This window comes from Arthrobacter sp. NPDC056727, from assembly GCF_042790555.1.
In the GTDB taxonomy this organism is placed as follows: Bacteria; Actinomycetota; Actinomycetes; order Actinomycetales; family Micrococcaceae; genus Arthrobacter.
This window is the reverse complement of record NZ_JBHTZA010000014.1, coordinates 78,622-92,353: the sequence shown is the minus strand read 5'-3', so window position 1 is coordinate 92,353 and position 13,732 is coordinate 78,622. Positions and strand designations below refer to the sequence as shown.

At 67.7% G+C, this 13,732-nt stretch carries 12 protein-coding genes; 7 read left to right on the top strand and 5 right to left on the bottom strand.

Annotation, left to right across the window (positions count from 1 at the left end):
• Nucleotides 1-52 precede the first annotated feature (52 nt).
• On the bottom strand, nt 53-1,984 hold the full coding sequence (locus tag ACFRAH_RS15180) for a hypothetical protein (protein ID WP_377991732.1): 1,932 nt from the start codon (nt 1,982-1,984) through the stop codon (nt 53-55).
• On the bottom strand, nt 1,981-2,454 hold the full coding sequence (locus tag ACFRAH_RS15175; RefSeq protein ID WP_377991731.1) for a hypothetical protein: 474 nt from the start codon (nt 2,452-2,454) through the stop codon (nt 1,981-1,983). Before ACFRAH_RS15175 ends, ACFRAH_RS15180 begins: the two co-directional genes overlap by 4 nt.
• Nucleotides 2,455-2,856: 402 nt before the next feature.
• Here ACFRAH_RS15175 and ACFRAH_RS15170 point away from each other — a divergent pair, with 402 nt between their 5' ends.
• The gene (locus tag ACFRAH_RS15170; RefSeq protein ID WP_377991730.1) at nt 2,857-4,320 is read left to right on the top strand and encodes an amino acid permease; all 1,464 of its coding nucleotides are present in this window, start codon (nt 2,857-2,859) and stop codon (nt 4,318-4,320) included.
• A gap of 73 nt (nt 4,321-4,393) precedes the next feature.
• On the opposite strand, the gene ACFRAH_RS15165 is transcribed toward ACFRAH_RS15170, so the two are convergent.
• Together ACFRAH_RS15165 and ACFRAH_RS15160 are read right to left on the bottom strand one after the other, a co-directional pair.
• Nucleotides 4,394-5,116: a dienelactone hydrolase family protein gene (locus ACFRAH_RS15165; protein ID WP_377991729.1), complete on the bottom strand. Its 723-nt coding sequence runs from the start codon at nt 5,114-5,116 to the stop codon at nt 4,394-4,396.
• Nucleotides 5,117-5,233: 117 nt separating this feature from the next.
• The gene (locus tag ACFRAH_RS15160) at nt 5,234-5,410 is read right to left on the bottom strand and encodes a CsbD family protein (RefSeq protein ID WP_003797692.1); all 177 of its coding nucleotides are present in this window, start codon (nt 5,408-5,410) and stop codon (nt 5,234-5,236) included.
• Nucleotides 5,411-5,583: 173 nt separating this feature from the next.
• Here ACFRAH_RS15160 and ACFRAH_RS15155 point away from each other — a divergent pair, with 173 nt between their 5' ends.
• The 3 genes from ACFRAH_RS15155 (at nt 5,584) to ACFRAH_RS15145 (ending at nt 8,322) form a co-directional block, all read left to right on the top strand.
• The gene (locus ACFRAH_RS15155) at nt 5,584-6,042 is read left to right on the top strand and encodes an SRPBCC family protein (protein ID WP_377991728.1); all 459 of its coding nucleotides are present in this window, start codon (nt 5,584-5,586) and stop codon (nt 6,040-6,042) included.
• Nucleotides 6,042-6,731, top strand: a complete 690-nt coding sequence (locus ACFRAH_RS15150; RefSeq protein ID WP_377991727.1) for a pentapeptide repeat-containing protein — start codon at nt 6,042-6,044, stop codon at nt 6,729-6,731. The genes ACFRAH_RS15155 and ACFRAH_RS15150 overlap by 1 nt, the downstream gene beginning before the upstream one ends.
• A 94-nt stretch (nt 6,732-6,825) precedes the next feature.
• A complete protein-coding gene (locus ACFRAH_RS15145; protein WP_377991726.1) occupies nt 6,826-8,322 on the top strand; it encodes an FGGY-family carbohydrate kinase in 1,497 nt (498 codons plus the stop codon).
• Between the two features lie 17 nt (nt 8,323-8,339).
• Here ACFRAH_RS15145 and ACFRAH_RS15140 read toward each other — a convergent pair whose 3' ends face one another.
• On the bottom strand, nt 8,340-9,305 hold the full coding sequence (locus ACFRAH_RS15140; protein WP_377991725.1) for a sugar-binding transcriptional regulator: 966 nt from the start codon (nt 9,303-9,305) through the stop codon (nt 8,340-8,342).
• A gap of 161 nt (nt 9,306-9,466) precedes the next feature.
• Between ACFRAH_RS15140 and ACFRAH_RS15135 the strand changes: the two genes are divergently transcribed.
• The 3 genes from ACFRAH_RS15135 to ACFRAH_RS15125 all read left to right on the top strand — a co-directional run bounded on the left by ACFRAH_RS15135 (nt 9,467) and on the right by ACFRAH_RS15125 (nt 13,731).
• Entirely contained in the window at nt 9,467-10,594 is a 1,128-nt protein-coding gene (locus ACFRAH_RS15135) for a zinc-binding dehydrogenase (RefSeq protein WP_377991724.1), read from the top strand.
• A 77-nt stretch (nt 10,595-10,671) separates the two neighbouring features.
• Nucleotides 10,672-11,973 carry an RbtT/DalT/CsbX family MFS transporter gene (locus ACFRAH_RS15130; RefSeq protein WP_377991723.1) on the top strand — a complete coding sequence of 434 codons (1,302 nt, stop codon included), beginning with the start codon at nt 10,672-10,674 and terminating at the stop codon, nt 11,971-11,973.
• 33 nt (nt 11,974-12,006) lie between these two features.
• Nucleotides 12,007-13,731, top strand: a complete 1,725-nt coding sequence (locus ACFRAH_RS15125; RefSeq protein WP_377991722.1) for a dihydroxyacetone kinase family protein — start codon at nt 12,007-12,009, stop codon at nt 13,729-13,731.
• The last annotated feature ends 1 nt before the right edge of the window (nt 13,732 follow it).

Here is a 13,732-nt window from a genome sequence, read left to right as displayed (position 1 = left end):
CTGTGCCGGACCCGGGTTTTCGAACTGCCAACGGAACGCGAGGATGCCGGACTTACCGGAACAGTGCCCCGTAGGTTCCCATGATGATCCGGTCACCGGGCCGGGACTTCCGGATGTAATCCACCACTGCCCAGTCGTCGAGCGAGATGCAGCCCGCCGTCGGAACCTTGTTCATGTGAAGGAAGATGGCGAAGCCGGCATCCTGCACGATGTTGGGACGGTTGTAGTTGATCACCACGCCCTGGCGGTAGTCGTGCGTGGCGCGGGTGGCGAAGTACCACATGTTCTCGTCCCAGCCCACCCACGAGGAGGACTCGAAGTACTTGTTGTACGTCGCGGTCCACGGGTTGCCGCCCCAGCGGGAGCCGGGATTCAGCGTCCGGTAGGGGAGCTGCGTCCCCGGATTGCCCAGGCCGAACGCCTCCGTCACCGAGTACGAGCCCGTGGGCGAATACAGGTTGCGGGTGGGCCCGGAGGGGACGCCCGGCGCCTTGAAGCCAGAGGCGCCCACATAGCCGTCGGTGCGCCAGTCCTGGACGTACGTTCCGGCCATCCGGACGCAGTAGACGTTGGTGGCGTAGGACTGGCCGTAGCCCTGCGTGAACGTGAGGAGCACGCGGTTCGCGCCGTACGTTGAGTACTTCGACTGCCCGTTGTTCAGCTTCTGGCACTCGGTGATTCCGTAGGCCCGGGTACCCGCGGCCCTGGTGTAGCCGATGAAGCCGCGCTGGAACGACTGGATGCACTGGTCGGCGGCGCACCGTTCGTTCGACGTCGGGTACCCCAGCCAGCCGCCCGCCCTGCCGTTGACGGCATACCGCTGCGCGATGCCGCCCCGGACGATCCAGGCCCGGGTCAGGGGAGACCAGTAGATGCTGCCGCCCTGGAACCGCTGGATGCACCCGCCGGCGGCCTGCCCGCAGGTCTCGTTGGCCAGCGGATAGCCCAGGGAGCTCCGGTTGCCGCCTGTCACGATGTAGCGGGTGCCGATGCCGCCGCGGGTGATCCAGGCACCGGTCGCGGGGGACCAGTAGATGCTGCCGCCCTGGAACCGCTGCAGGCAACCGCCCGCGACCTGGCCGCAGGCTTCGGTGGCGGTGGGGTAGCCGAGGACGCCGTTCTGCGCGCCGGCGGAGCTCCACCGGCCGCCGATGCCGCCGCGGATCACCTGGGCTCCGGTCTGCGGTGACCAGAAGATCGTCGCATGGTCAAAGGCCTGCGAGCAGCCTCCGTTCCTCAGCCCGCACGTTTCCCCGGCGGACGGAAGGCCCAGTACGGTCTCGGCCCCTGAGGCTGCCCAGCGGCTGCCGATGCCCGTCCCGGTGGAGAAGTTGAGGAACCGGGTGCCGGTCCAGATGATCACCTTGCCGGTGGAGAATTTCTGCAGGGACCGTGACCCCAGGACGATCTCGTCGCCGATGGGGTAGCCGAAGGCCGCCAGGCCGCCGCCTGCCGTCCATTGCGGACCGGTGCGTCCCGCGGACCGCAGGACTGGGTGGGCGCCCGACTTGGAGGTCCAGTAGATTGAGCCGCCCGTGAAGGTCTGGACGCAAACCCCGGCGGCGCACTGCTCGTTCGACGTCGGTTCGCCGAGCACGCCGCCCGCTCCGCCAAGGCTCTGCCACTTGGCGCCGATGCCGCCGCCGGTAACAAACTCAGGGTCAGGTGCCGGTTCTGTGGCAGCCGGATCGGTGAGGGCCGGCTCCGTGAGGGCCGGTTCAGTTACAGACGGGGCCGACGGCGGCTCCGGCGCCGCAGTGCCCGTCACCGGACCGGTGGCCGGGTCGGTCACCGGTGCCGTTGCGGGGTCAGGAGCCGGTTCGGTGGCCTCCGGCGTGGCGGCTGGAGTCCCGGCAGCAGGAGTGGAAGGGTCGGTTGCCTGCACCGGCGGCGCCTCGGAACTGACGGCGAGGGCAGGAGAGGACGCGAGCGGTCCGGCCGCCAGACTCAGGAGCAGGGCCGCCGCAAGTATTGGTTTTTTCACGAAGCATCCTCCACCGACACCACCGGTTCGCACGTGCCGGTCTGGCCCGTGGTCTTGGCGAAGTTCTCCGCAGAGACTTCAGCCGATTTCCCTGCCTGCACGGTTTCCGTGATCAGGGTGTGGCCCTGGACAGCGGCGCCCACCGTGACGGCGATGGCCACGGTGTAGGTCTTGGCTTTGTCCGAGGAGTTGACCAGGGTTCCCTTGAAGGTCCACTGGCCGTCCGGACCGGCCGCGCAGGTGTGCTCCTGGAGGGCGTCGATCGCGTTCAGCGACGAGGACACGTCGGTGGGCAGGGACGGGGCCGTGGTGGGTGGTGAGGATTCCGACGGCGGCTGGGACCCCGCCGTCGTACTTGTTTGTGATGGTGAAGCGCTGGGGCCGTTTCCGGGAGGGGCTGTGCCCCCGCCGGAACACCCCGAGGCCGCCAGCAGCAAGGCCGCCGGCAGCAGTAGTGCTCTCTTTCTCATAGTCCCCCCTGAAAACATGGCGCGAGTGCCGGCGCCCGCATGAGACGGTGCGGATGCCATGGCCGGAAACGGATCCCCGGCCATGGTGCCCAGAGTAGCCGCAACAGAGGCCCCGGAGGGAGGGTTTTCTCCATTCGAATTACAGTTTCGCCGGCGGACGCGGGCAAAGCGTGAGGGGCCCCAAAAGGGGCCCGGGGCGTGCGGAATGTTGCCCCCGTCACGGAGCTGCCCGGAAATCTTGTACGATGGATGGGCCGTGCGAACCTTCGATGCTTCACGAGTTTTTGTACAGATACCGTCCTCAAGAGGGGCTAAAAGTCGAATTATCTGTACAAAAACTCCAGGTTCCGGAACCGGCAGTGCCCTTACCCAAGGCAAACCCCCGACCTACAAGGAACAGTTGTGCCTCAAAGTACCCCCACAGAACTTATGAGCCCGACGGCTCCATCCGCCGCCGTCGACTCGACCCTCAGCGCCGAGGGCTACAAGAAGACCCTGAGCCGGCGCCACGTCACCATGATCGCGATGGGCGGCGCCATCGGCGTCGGCCTCTTCATGGGAGCCGGCGGCCGCCTGGCCTCCACCGGCCCCGCGCTGATCTTCTCCTACGCCATCGCCGGCGTCATCGCCTACCTGCTGATGCGGGCCCTCGGCGAGCTCATCATGTACCGCCAGACCTCCGGCTCCTTCGTCAGCTACGCCGGCGAGCTGTTCGGCAAGAAGGGCGCCTACCTGTCCGGCTGGATGTACTTCATCAACTGGGCCATGACCGGCATCGCGGAGCTCATCGCGATCGGCCTCTACTTCCAGTTCTTCTTCCCCAACGTCCCGGTGGAGCTCTCCGCCATCGCAGCGCTGGTGCTGCTGGTGGCCGTGAACCTGCTCAGCGTCAAGGCGTTCGGTGAATTCGAGTTCTGGGCGTCCTGCCTCAAGGTGGGTGCCATTGTGATGTTCCTGGCCGTGGGCTCGTTCATGGTGATCACCAACGCCAAGGTCGGCGCGGGCCACGCGTCCCCGGTGAACCTCTTCGCCGGCGACGGCGGCATGTTCCCCAAGGGCGCCCTGGTGATGATCCTCGTGCTCAATGCCGTCATCTTCGCCTACAACGCCATCGAACTCGTGGGCATCACCGCCGGCGAGATGGAAAACCCGGAACGCGAGGTGCCCAAGGCGATCCGCGCCGTCGTGCTCCGCATCGTGGTGTTCTACGTCGGTTCCGTGACCCTGCTGGCCATGCTGCTGCCCTCGGACCAGTACAAGGCCGGGATCTCGCCGTTCGTCACCGTGTTCGGGCAGATGGGCCTGCCGTGGATGGGCGACGTCATGAACATGATCGTCATCACCGCCGCGCTGTCCTCCTGCAACTCCGGCCTGTACTCGATCGGCCGCATCTTCCGCACCATGGCCAACAACGGCCACGCCCCGCAATGGCTGACCAAGATGTCCAGCCGGCACGTGCCGTACGCCGCCATCCTGGCCATCGCCGCCGTGTACCTCGTGGGCATCCTGCTGAACATCTGGCTGGGCGGCTCGCACGCGTTCGACCTCGCCCTGAACACCGCCTCGATCGGCGTGATCTTCACGTGGGGCTCGATCTTCGCCAGCCAGATCGCGCTGCGCAAGAAGAAGGGCAACGTCTCCAGCCTGCCCATGCCGGGTTCGCCGTGGACCAGCTGGGCCGGGCTCGTGGCGCTGCTGGCCATCACTGTCCTGATCGGCTTCGACACCATGACGGACAAGGCCACGGGCGACGTCTTCCTGCTGGGCCTCTGGACCCTCGCCAGCATCCCGTTCTTCGCCGTGGTGCTGTGGCTGGGCTGGCAGAAGGTCAAGAACAACGAGCCGAAGAGCGAACTCTTCAGCTAGCTTCCTGTTTTGATCGCGACGGCGGCGGGTCACCTTTTGCGGAAGGCGGCCCGCCGCCGTCGTTTTGTGGTTGTTAGGCCTTAAGGTGCTTCGCGAAGTGGTCCTCGATCCGGCGCCACGCCTCCGGGGCGGCTGCCGGGTCCGGGCCGATCCCCATCACCCGCGCCAGCGGGCGCAGTGCCCGCGGCCCTTCCTCCCGGTCGTTCAGGAAGGAGTGGCCCGCCGTCGGAAATTCCCTGACGTCATGTTCGACGCCCACCGCATCCAGGGCCGCCTCCAGCCTGGCCGCGGCGCCGCGCAGGGTGCGGTCCCAGGCGCCGTAGTTCGCGACGAGCGGGCAGGCGCCCTGAAGCGCAGCCTCCAGGTCGCGGGGAAGCCGGCCGTAGTTGACCGAAGCCGCGTCAAAGCCGTCGCTGGCAGCGAGGAGCGCGAAGCCGCCGCCCATGCAAAAGCCGATGACGCCCGTCCTGCCGCTGGAGAGGGGCGACGCCCGGAGCCAGGACCGGGCGGCGGCGATGTCGGCGAAGACCCGGCCTTCACCGGTGACCATGGATTTCATGGTGGCCACCAGGCAGCGGCGCGGGCCGCCGTCGCTGTAAAGGTCGACGGCGAGCGTGAGGTAGCCGGCCCCGGCCAGCCGGTCGGCGTGGCGGCGGATCTGGTCGGTGAGGCCGAACGCCTCATGGATCATCACGACGCCGGGAAAGGGGCCGTTGCCTGCGGGCGTGGCGAGGTAGCCGCGAAGGTTTGGGGAACCGCCGGCGGTCCTTGAGCCGCTGAGGTCTATGAGGGTCACCGGCCCAGTCTCGCACGGGCCGGCATTGGCGGGCCGCCAGGCGCGACCTGAAAGCAGAAACGGCGACGCCGGGCTCCCCCCAAGGGAGTCCGGCGTCGCCGTTGTGCAGGTGGTGTGCTAGTCCCGCTTGAATTCGTCCTTGACGTCTTCGCCGACCTTCTTGGCGTCGGCAACCACCTGGTCCTTCTGGCCCTCTGCCTTCAGCCGGTCGTTGTCCGTCGCGTTGCCTGCCGCTTCCTTCGCCTTACCGCCGAAGTCCTCTGCAGCGTTCTGGATCTTGTCTCCGATACCCATGAGGGGCACCACCTTCCGTCGCCGGTTGATCTGACAAAGCCATTTCAGCCTAACACGAAGCATGCTTACTATTTCAAGACATGGTGCGGATTTCCTGCGGGGCCTCCCGTGCAGCGCCGCCCGGCCGGGGTCGCGGCGCCCAAATGTCCGGCCCCGCGGCTAGGCTCGAAGGCATGGACCACAGCATCAGCCTGACACAGCACGTGAACGCGACCCCGGAAAAAGTCTGGGCGGTGATCTCGGATGTTCCCGGGTCCGCTGGCACGCTATCCGGGGTCGAGTCCATCCAGATGGTCAGCGAGGGGCCGTACGGCGAAGGCACCCGGTGGAAGGAAACGCGGTCCATGTTGGGCCGGCGCGAGACCGTGGAGATGTGGGTGTCCCAGGCGGATCCGCCGCGCAGCACAACGGTGAAGGCCCTGCAGGGCGGAGCGGACTACACCTCCCGGTTCACGCTGGCGGAGCGCGGCGGCGGGACTGACCTGACCATGACCTTCGGGGCGGAGGTCCTCCGGCCCACCCTGCTCAGCCGCCTCATGCTTGCCCTGTTCGGGCGGATGGGCCTGAACCTGACGCGAAAGGCCCTGGCGAAGGATCTCGCCGAGATCGCGGCGAAAGCGGAGCAGCTGTAGTGGCGGGAAGGGCTGCGGGCAAACCCCGCCAGGGTGCGGCGTCAAAGATCACGGCACCGAGGCTGGCTCCCGTCCGGCTCGACGGCCTCCGGGAGGACGGTGCTCCGGACTTCAGGCGCGCGGAGCGGTACGACGGCACGCGGTTCAGGCGCGCGGACGCCGACGGGCTGGAGCTCAGCGGCATCACCTTCGCGGAATGCGAATTTGCCGGCGTCTCCTTCAACGAGGCGCAGCTGCGGGGCGCCACCTTCCGGGACTGCGTCGTCGGGGAAGCCTACGCCCCCGTCCTCAACGCCGCCCGCTCCACCATGCACGACGTCGTCTTCAGCAACCCCAGGTGGGGATCGGCGGAGCTTTATGAGAGCGGCTGGCAGTCGGTGCGGATCGACGGCGGCAAGCTGGATTACCTGAACCTTCGGGGCTCGCGGCTGGCTGACGTGCAAATCAGCGACTGCATCATCAGCGAACTGGACCTGGGCTCCGCCACCGTGGCGCGGGTGGCCCTGAAAAACTGCACCATCGGAAGCCTGGACCTCACGGGGGCAAAGCTGAAGGACTTCGACCTGCGCGGCACCGGGTTCCGGAGCATCAGCGGGCTGGGCAGCCTGTCCGGCCTTGTGATCGACGAGTACCAGCTGGGGCTCCTGGCCCCGCTGCTGGCGGCGCATTTGGGCGTGGTGGTGGCCTGAGGCGGCACTTTCCGGGCAGGCGGACAGGCTTCCGCCTCAGGATACGATGGCCCCAGTGCCCGGCAGCGGGCCCCACAAGGGAGGTGGTCGCCGGTTGTTCCTCGGACTCGACATAGGAACCGGCAGCAGCAAAGCCGTGCTGGCCACGTCCGACGGCACGATCCTTGACTCCGCCACCGTGCACCACAGTGCCTCCCTGCCGCGGCCGGGCTGGGTGGAATTCGATGCGGAGAAAACATGGTGGGCTGAAGTCCGGCAGCTCTGCGGGCAGCTGTTCGCTCGGCAGGACCCGCGGCGCCTTGCCGGGGTGGCGGTCAGCGGCATGGGGCCGTGCCTCGTTGTCACAGACGCCAACCATGTGCCACTGCGGCCGGCCATCCTCTACGGCGTGGACACGAGGGCTGCCAGCGAGATTGACGAGCTCAACGACGAATTCGGCGCGGAGCGGATCGAGGCTGACGGCGGCAAGGCCCTGTCGTCGCAATCGGTGGGGCCAAAGCTGCGCTGGATCGCCAGGAACGAACCCCGGACGTTTGCTGCCGCACGGTACTGGTACTCCTGCAGTTCGTTCCTGGTGCAGAAGCTCACCGGCGAATACGTGATGGACCACCCCACGGCCGGCCAGTGCGATCCCCTGTATGACATCCACAAGCTGGAGTGGATCCAAGACCGGGCCGCCGCCGTGGCCGGGCACCTGCCGCTGCCCCGGCTGCTGTGGCCGGCCGACATAGCCGGCAACGTCACTCCGGAAGCCTCGGCACTGACAGGCATCCCCGCGGGCACGCCCGTCTGTGCGGGAACGGTGGACGCCTGGGTGGAGGCGCACAGTGTGGGGGTCCGCCTGCCCGGGGACACCATGCTGATGTATGGCTCCACCATGTTTTTTGTGCAGCGGCTCAGGGCGTTCAGGAGCCATCCGCGGCTGTGGCCGGTTCCCGGCGTTGAGCCCGGCTCGATGACGCTGTCCGGCGGAATGGCCACCTCGGGAAGCCTCCTGACCTGGTTGCAGCAAATCATGGGCGGGGCGCCGATGGGCGAGCTCCTGGAGGAAGCCGCCCAAGTGCCCGCCGGCGCCGAGGGCCTGCTGGTGCTGCCCTACTTCGCCGGTGAACGGACCCCCATCCTGGACCCTGACGCCCGGGGAATGATCACGGGCCTGACACTCAGGCACGGGCGCGGCCACCTCCTACGCGGGGCGCTCGAGGGCGTCTGCCTGGGCCTGCGGCAGACGCTGGACCTGGTGGAGGAAGCGGGGGAGCCGGTCTCGCGCCTGCTGGCCGTGGGCGGCGGGCTCCAGGCGCGGCTGTGGTCCCAGATCGCCAGCGACGTCACCGGCAGGGCGCAGATTGTTCCCCGTGTGACCATCGGGGCCAGCTACGGCGACGCCCTGCTGGCCGCCGTGGGTGCCGGGGCCGTGGCGCCGGACACCGACTGGATGCAGGCATCTGGGCAGGTGGATCCGAGGCCGGAAACTTCAGGTGTCTACGAGGAGATGTACCGAACCTACTGCGGCCTCTATTCGAGCAACCGCGAGCACATGCACGCGCTGGCCCGGATGCAGGAAAGAACGGCTGGTTTTCCGCGGGCGTGATCTAATGCGGGCCTGGATCAGGCCGCCAGGTAGTCCAGTACGGCCCGGGCAGTGACCGCGTCGGTGACCAGCTTCCGGAAGTAGCCGCCCCTCGCCCCGCCCACAATGCTGCTGGCCTTCTCGGTTCCCACGGCAACACCGACCGTGTGCGGGATCTCGTGCAGAATCTCCGGCGACGTGGCCACCACCCGGTCGCTGCCGGGAAACTCAACGCGGTCTCCGCGAACGTCGAAGAAGTTCAGGCAGATGTCTCCCACGGCGCGGGCCAGGGAATCATCGTCCTTGGGAATGAAGCGCGAAATGGAGCTCCTGGTGGTGGGCGGCGCGCCGACGCCCAGGAGCGCGCCCTTGGCTGACTCCCAGAGACGCTGGATCCTCCGGAAGTCCGGATCCTGCTGCAGGAACTGATGCATTTCGGGGGAGGGGAGCGCCTGTGTCCAGAGAAAGGCGGGGTGCGCACCGGCATGTTCTGCCAGGGCGCGGGCAATTTCGTTGGTCTGGTACCAGGGTTCCGGCTCGGTCTGGCCTCCGACGCTGGGGGCAACCAGCACGCCGGGAAGCTTCGGCAGCACGGCCTGGCTGAGTTCATAGATGGTCCTGCCCGAGGAGGCGAGCAGAATGTCGCCGGGGGCCAGTGCCATGTCCGCGACCGCCTCGGAGACCTGGGGGAGCAGCCCCACCCGAAGCCGGCGTGACTGGTCGCCGTCGGCCAGGTAGACCTTCTCGAGCGAGAGGGCATCGGAGAGCTCGGTGCCCAGGGACTCGGAGGCGTGCCGGGACGGGTTCACGACCTCGATTTTGACCAGCCCGATCCGCCGTGCCTCCGCCAGGAGGCGGCTGACGGTGGGGCGGGAGACGTCCAGGGCCTCGGAGATCTTTACCTGGTTGGCGTCGTCCAGGTAATACATCCTGGCGGCCTGGTACAGCATCTCCAGCGGAAATTTGCTGCCGGCGCCGGCCGGGCCGTCCGTGGCGTCCCGCATCGATCCGTCCCCTTCGTTGCGTGTCAGATGCCTTCATCATACCGGACTCCTGAACAAAATTTCACGTCACCGAGCAGCTAGAAATTTTGTTCTTGACATTTGTTCACAACAATTCCAGACTGGGTTCATTGACGCAGGTCACACGTTCCGAGGAGGGAACCATGTCAACCACATACGAAGAACAGGTAGCAGCGGACGCCGTTGTGCCGGCCGTAATGCAGGCAGTCATTTGCCACGGGCCGGAAAACTACACGCTCGAAGAGGTGCCAACCCCGGTCCCCGGCGAGGATGAGCTGCTCATGAAGGTCGAAGCCGTCGGTGTCTGTGCCAGCGACCTCAAGTGCTACCACGGGGCCGCAAAGTTCTGGGGCGATGAGAACCGTCCCGCCTGGGCCCAGAAGGAGGTCACTCCCGGGCACGAGTTCGTCGGAACCATCGTGCGCGGCGGGGCGGCTGCCCTGGCCCATCACGGACTGGAGCTCGGCGACCGCATTGCCTGCGAGCAGATCGTGCCCTGCGAGGAATGCCGGTACTGCCAGCGCGGGCAGTACTGGATGTGCGGCCCGCACGACATGTTCGGCTTCCGCAACTACAACGGAGCCATGGCCGACTATCTGGTGGTCCCGCCCAACGCCCGGGCGCACAAGGTCTCCAAGGAGCTGGCACCCCAGCATGCGGCCTTCGCCGAACCGCTGTCCTGCTCGCTGCACGCCGTTGAACGGGCCAACATCCAGTTCAACGACGTCGTGGTGATCGCCGGCTGCGGTCCGATCGGGCTTGGCATGATCGCCGGTGCCAAGGCCAAGAGCCCGCTGAAAGTGGTCGCGCTGGACATGTCGGACGACAAGCTGGCCCTCGCCCGGAAATGCGGTGCCGACGCCGTCATTAACGTCGGGCGTGAAGACGCCGTGCAGGTGGTCAAGGACATGACGGACGGCTACGGCGCCGATGTCTACATCGAAGGAACGGGGCATCCCTCGGCCGTCGGCCAGGGGCTGAACCTGCTCCGGAAGCTGGGCACGTACGTCGAGTACTCGGTCTTCGGTTCGGACGTTTCCGTGGACTGGTCCATCATCAGCGACGACAAGGAACTCGACGTCCGCGGCGCGCATCTTGGCCCCCACTGCTGGCCGGCCGCCATCAAGATGATCGAATCGGGCATCCTGCCCATGGACGAGATCTGCACCAACCAGTTCCCCCTGGACCGGTTCCAGGACGCCCTGGACCTCGTGGGCGACACCGCTGGTGCCTCCGTCAAGGTCTCGATCCTTCCCGGCGCAGCCCGCTGACCTCAGCGGCCGGCGGGGCCTCGGTCCCGCCGGCCCTCAAGAACCCACATCCTCCCCCAAAACAAAGGCGTTTTTCCATGACCACATTTGCAACGCCCGCGGCCTCGCGGGAACGGCTGCTCGACCGGCTCGGCATTCCGCATTCACTGCGGTGGGGCTTCCTCGGCGTACTGGTCTTCATGACCGGCAACGGCGTCGAGTCAAACTTCATCGCCCCGCACATGGCGGCGGCGCTCGGCGGCCAGGCCATGCTGGTCCCCACCATCATCACCATGTACGGCGTCGCGGTGACGGTCGCCTCGTACCTCTCCGGCGCCCTTTCGGACCTTGTGGGGCCGCGCCGCGTCATGGCACTCGGTTTCGCCGCCTGGGTCACGTTCGAGATCCTGTTCCTGGTCAGCCTGAATGCAGGGTTCACCCCCGGCATCATGGCCAGCTACTTTCTTCGGGGCCTCGGCTATCCGCTGTTCGCCTTCGCGTTCCTGGTCTGGATCAACACCGTAGCGCCACGGAAAAGCAACGGAACCGCCGTCGGCTGGTTCTACGTCATGTTCACCGGCGGCCTGCCCACGTTCGGCTCCCTTTTTGCCCTGACCTTCATTCCGCTGTTTGGCGGCGGCCACGCCGGCGAGTCCCTGACCATGGCCGCCTCCATCGGCCTGGTCACGGCCGGCTTCCTCATCGCCCGGCTGGGTGTCCGGGAGGAGCGCGGCGGCAGGCGGCTCGCCCCCGAGGGGGAGTCGACGGCGGCAGTCCTGACAGGCGGCATCCGCCTCCTGGCGCGGGAACCGAAGATCCTCACCGGGTTCATCGTCCGGCTCATCAACACCGCGCCGCAGTACGGCATGTTCGTCATCCTGCCCGGCGTGATCAGCGGTGAACTCGGCTGGTCCCAGACGCAATGGCTGATGATGACGGTCATCGTGTACGCATCCAACATTTCCTTCAACGCCGTGTTCGGCGCCATTGGCGACAAATGGGGATGGCAGCGCACCGTCCGCTGGTTCGGCGTCGTCGGCTCTGCCGCCGGCCTGCTGGCCTGGTGGTACGTTCCGCACCTGGTTGCCCCCGGCTCCGACTGGGGCTACTGGCTGTCCGTCCTCGCCGGCGTGGTGTTTGGCATCCTGCTGGCGGGCTTCGTGCCGATGGGCGCGATCATGCCCGCACTGACCCCCGAGCACAAGGGCGCGGCCATGGCGATGTACACCACGGCTGCGGGCGGAGCGGCGTTCCTCGGCGCAGCCGTCGTTGCGGCTGTCCTTCCCTGGGGCGGAAACGCCGGCGTGGTCTGGGCTTTCGTGGCTCTCTACGGCGTCGCCTTCGTCCTCACCACCTTCCTCAAAGTGCCGGAGGACAGCACCGGCGCCCGCCACCACTAAGACCATCAATACCCAGATTTTGGAGCAATCCCCATGACCAGGATTTTCAACGATCCCGCCGAATTCGCCGAAGACCAGTTCGCCGGCTTCCTTGAGCTCTACGCGGACCGCCTCCGCGGCGTCCCCGGCGGGGCCGTGGCGCTGCGCACCGGCGAACCGCAGGTGGCCGTCGTCGTCGGCGGGGGCTCGGGGCACTATCCCGCCTTTGCCGGCCTGGTGGGCAGCGGCTTCGCCACGGGCGCCGTCGTGGGAAACGTGTTCACGTCACCGTCGGCGGCGCAGGTGTACTCGGTGGCGAAGGCTGCCCACCAAGGGCGGGGCGTTGTCCTGACCTTCGGCAACTACGCCGGGGACAACATGAACTTCGGCATCGCCGCGGAGCGCCTGCGCAAGGAGGGCATCGACACCCGGATCGTGGTGGTCACGGACGACATCGCGTCCGCTGCCGATGAGGACAAGCGCAGGGGTATTGCGGGCGACTTCTCCGTCTTCAAGGTGCTCGGCGCCGCTGCGGGGGCAGGGCTGGATATCGACGGTGTTGAGCGTGCCGGGCGTGCCGCCAATGCTGCCACCCGGACCATCGGCGTCGCGTTCTCCGGCTGCACCATGCCGGGGGCCGAACGGCCGCTGTTCACGGTGCCGGACGGACAGTTAGGCCTCGGGCTGGGCATCCACGGGGAGCCGGGCATCCGCGACCAGGCCATGCCCCCGGCCGCCGAACTTGCGCAGCTCATGGTCACGTCCCTGCTGGAGGCCGCACCCCAGAGGGCCGGCAGGCGGGTGGCACCCATCCTGAACGGGCTTGGCACCACCAAGTACGAGGAGCTGTTCCTCCTCTGGGGCACGGTGGCGCGGCTGCTGCGGGAAGCCGGGCTGGACGTGGTGGACGCCGAAGTCGGCGAACTCGTTACCAGCCTGGACATGGGAGGCGTGTCGCTGACGTTGATGTGGCTGGACGACGAGCTCGAGACGTTCTGGACAGCCGACGCGTACACCCCTGCCTTCCGGAAGCAGCGGGCTCCGATCGCGGCCGCGGCCGGCTACGTGCAGGACACGGGCGGCGGGGTCCGGGAAACCCGGGCCATCCCGGAAGCAAGCCCGGCCGCCGTCGTCCTTGCCGGAACGGCACTCAGTGCCCTCGAAAGCATGGCCGCCAGCCTGCACGCCAACGAGGCGCGCCTGGGCGAGATCGACGCTGTGGCGGGGGACGGCGACCACGGCCGCGGCATGGTCAAGGGCATTGACGCCGCTCTTGCGGCTGCCCGCGCGGCGTACGACGGCGGGGCTGGCGCGGCTTTCTTGCTGCAGTCGGCCGGCCAGGCCTGGGCCGAGCATGCCGGCGGCACCTCCGGAGTGCTGTGGGGAGCCGCCCTCGAAGCGGCCGGCCAGTCACTCACGGACGGGAAGGACGCCTACACGGGCGAGGACTTCGTGGCTGCGGTCCAGGCCTTTTCCGGTGCGATCCTTGACCTGGGCCGCGCGGCGGTGGGGGACAAGACCCTCGTGGACGCGCTGCTGCCGTTCGCCGGCGAACTGGCCGACGGCGTCGGGAAGGGAAGCTCCTTCGCTGCCGCCTGGCTGGCGGCCGCCGAGGTGGCCGTGGAACAGGCTGAAGCGACGGCGTCCCTGCGGCCCAGGCTCGGCCGTGCCCGCCCCCTGGCGGAAAAATCCGTTGGCACCCCTGATGCCGGCGCCACCTCGTTCGCGCTGCTGGTCCGGGATCTCGCCGGCCTGCGCAGCGGGACACTGGCCTCCTGAC

Bases quoted from the DNA above. Each gene is read 5' to 3' on its own strand.
- ACFRAH_RS15130 (WP_377991723.1), top strand. From the start codon at position 10,672: ATGACCACATTTGCAACGCCCGCGGCCTCGCGGGAACGGCTGCTCGAC.
- ACFRAH_RS15175 (WP_377991731.1), bottom strand. From the start codon at position 2,454: ATGAGAAAGAGAGCACTACTGCTGCCGGCGGCCTTGCTGCTGGCGGCC.
- ACFRAH_RS15160 (WP_003797692.1), bottom strand. From the start codon at position 5,410: ATGGGTATCGGAGACAAGATCCAGAACGCTGCAGAGGACTTCGGCGGT.
- ACFRAH_RS15135 (WP_377991724.1), top strand. From the start codon at position 9,467: ATGTCAACCACATACGAAGAACAGGTAGCAGCGGACGCCGTTGTGCCG.
- ACFRAH_RS15140 (WP_377991725.1), bottom strand. From the start codon at position 9,305: ATGCGGGACGCCACGGACGGCCCGGCCGGCGCCGGCAGCAAATTTCCG.
- ACFRAH_RS15125 (WP_377991722.1), top strand. From the start codon at position 12,007: ATGACCAGGATTTTCAACGATCCCGCCGAATTCGCCGAAGACCAGTTC.
- ACFRAH_RS15155 (WP_377991728.1), top strand. From the start codon at position 5,584: ATGGACCACAGCATCAGCCTGACACAGCACGTGAACGCGACCCCGGAA.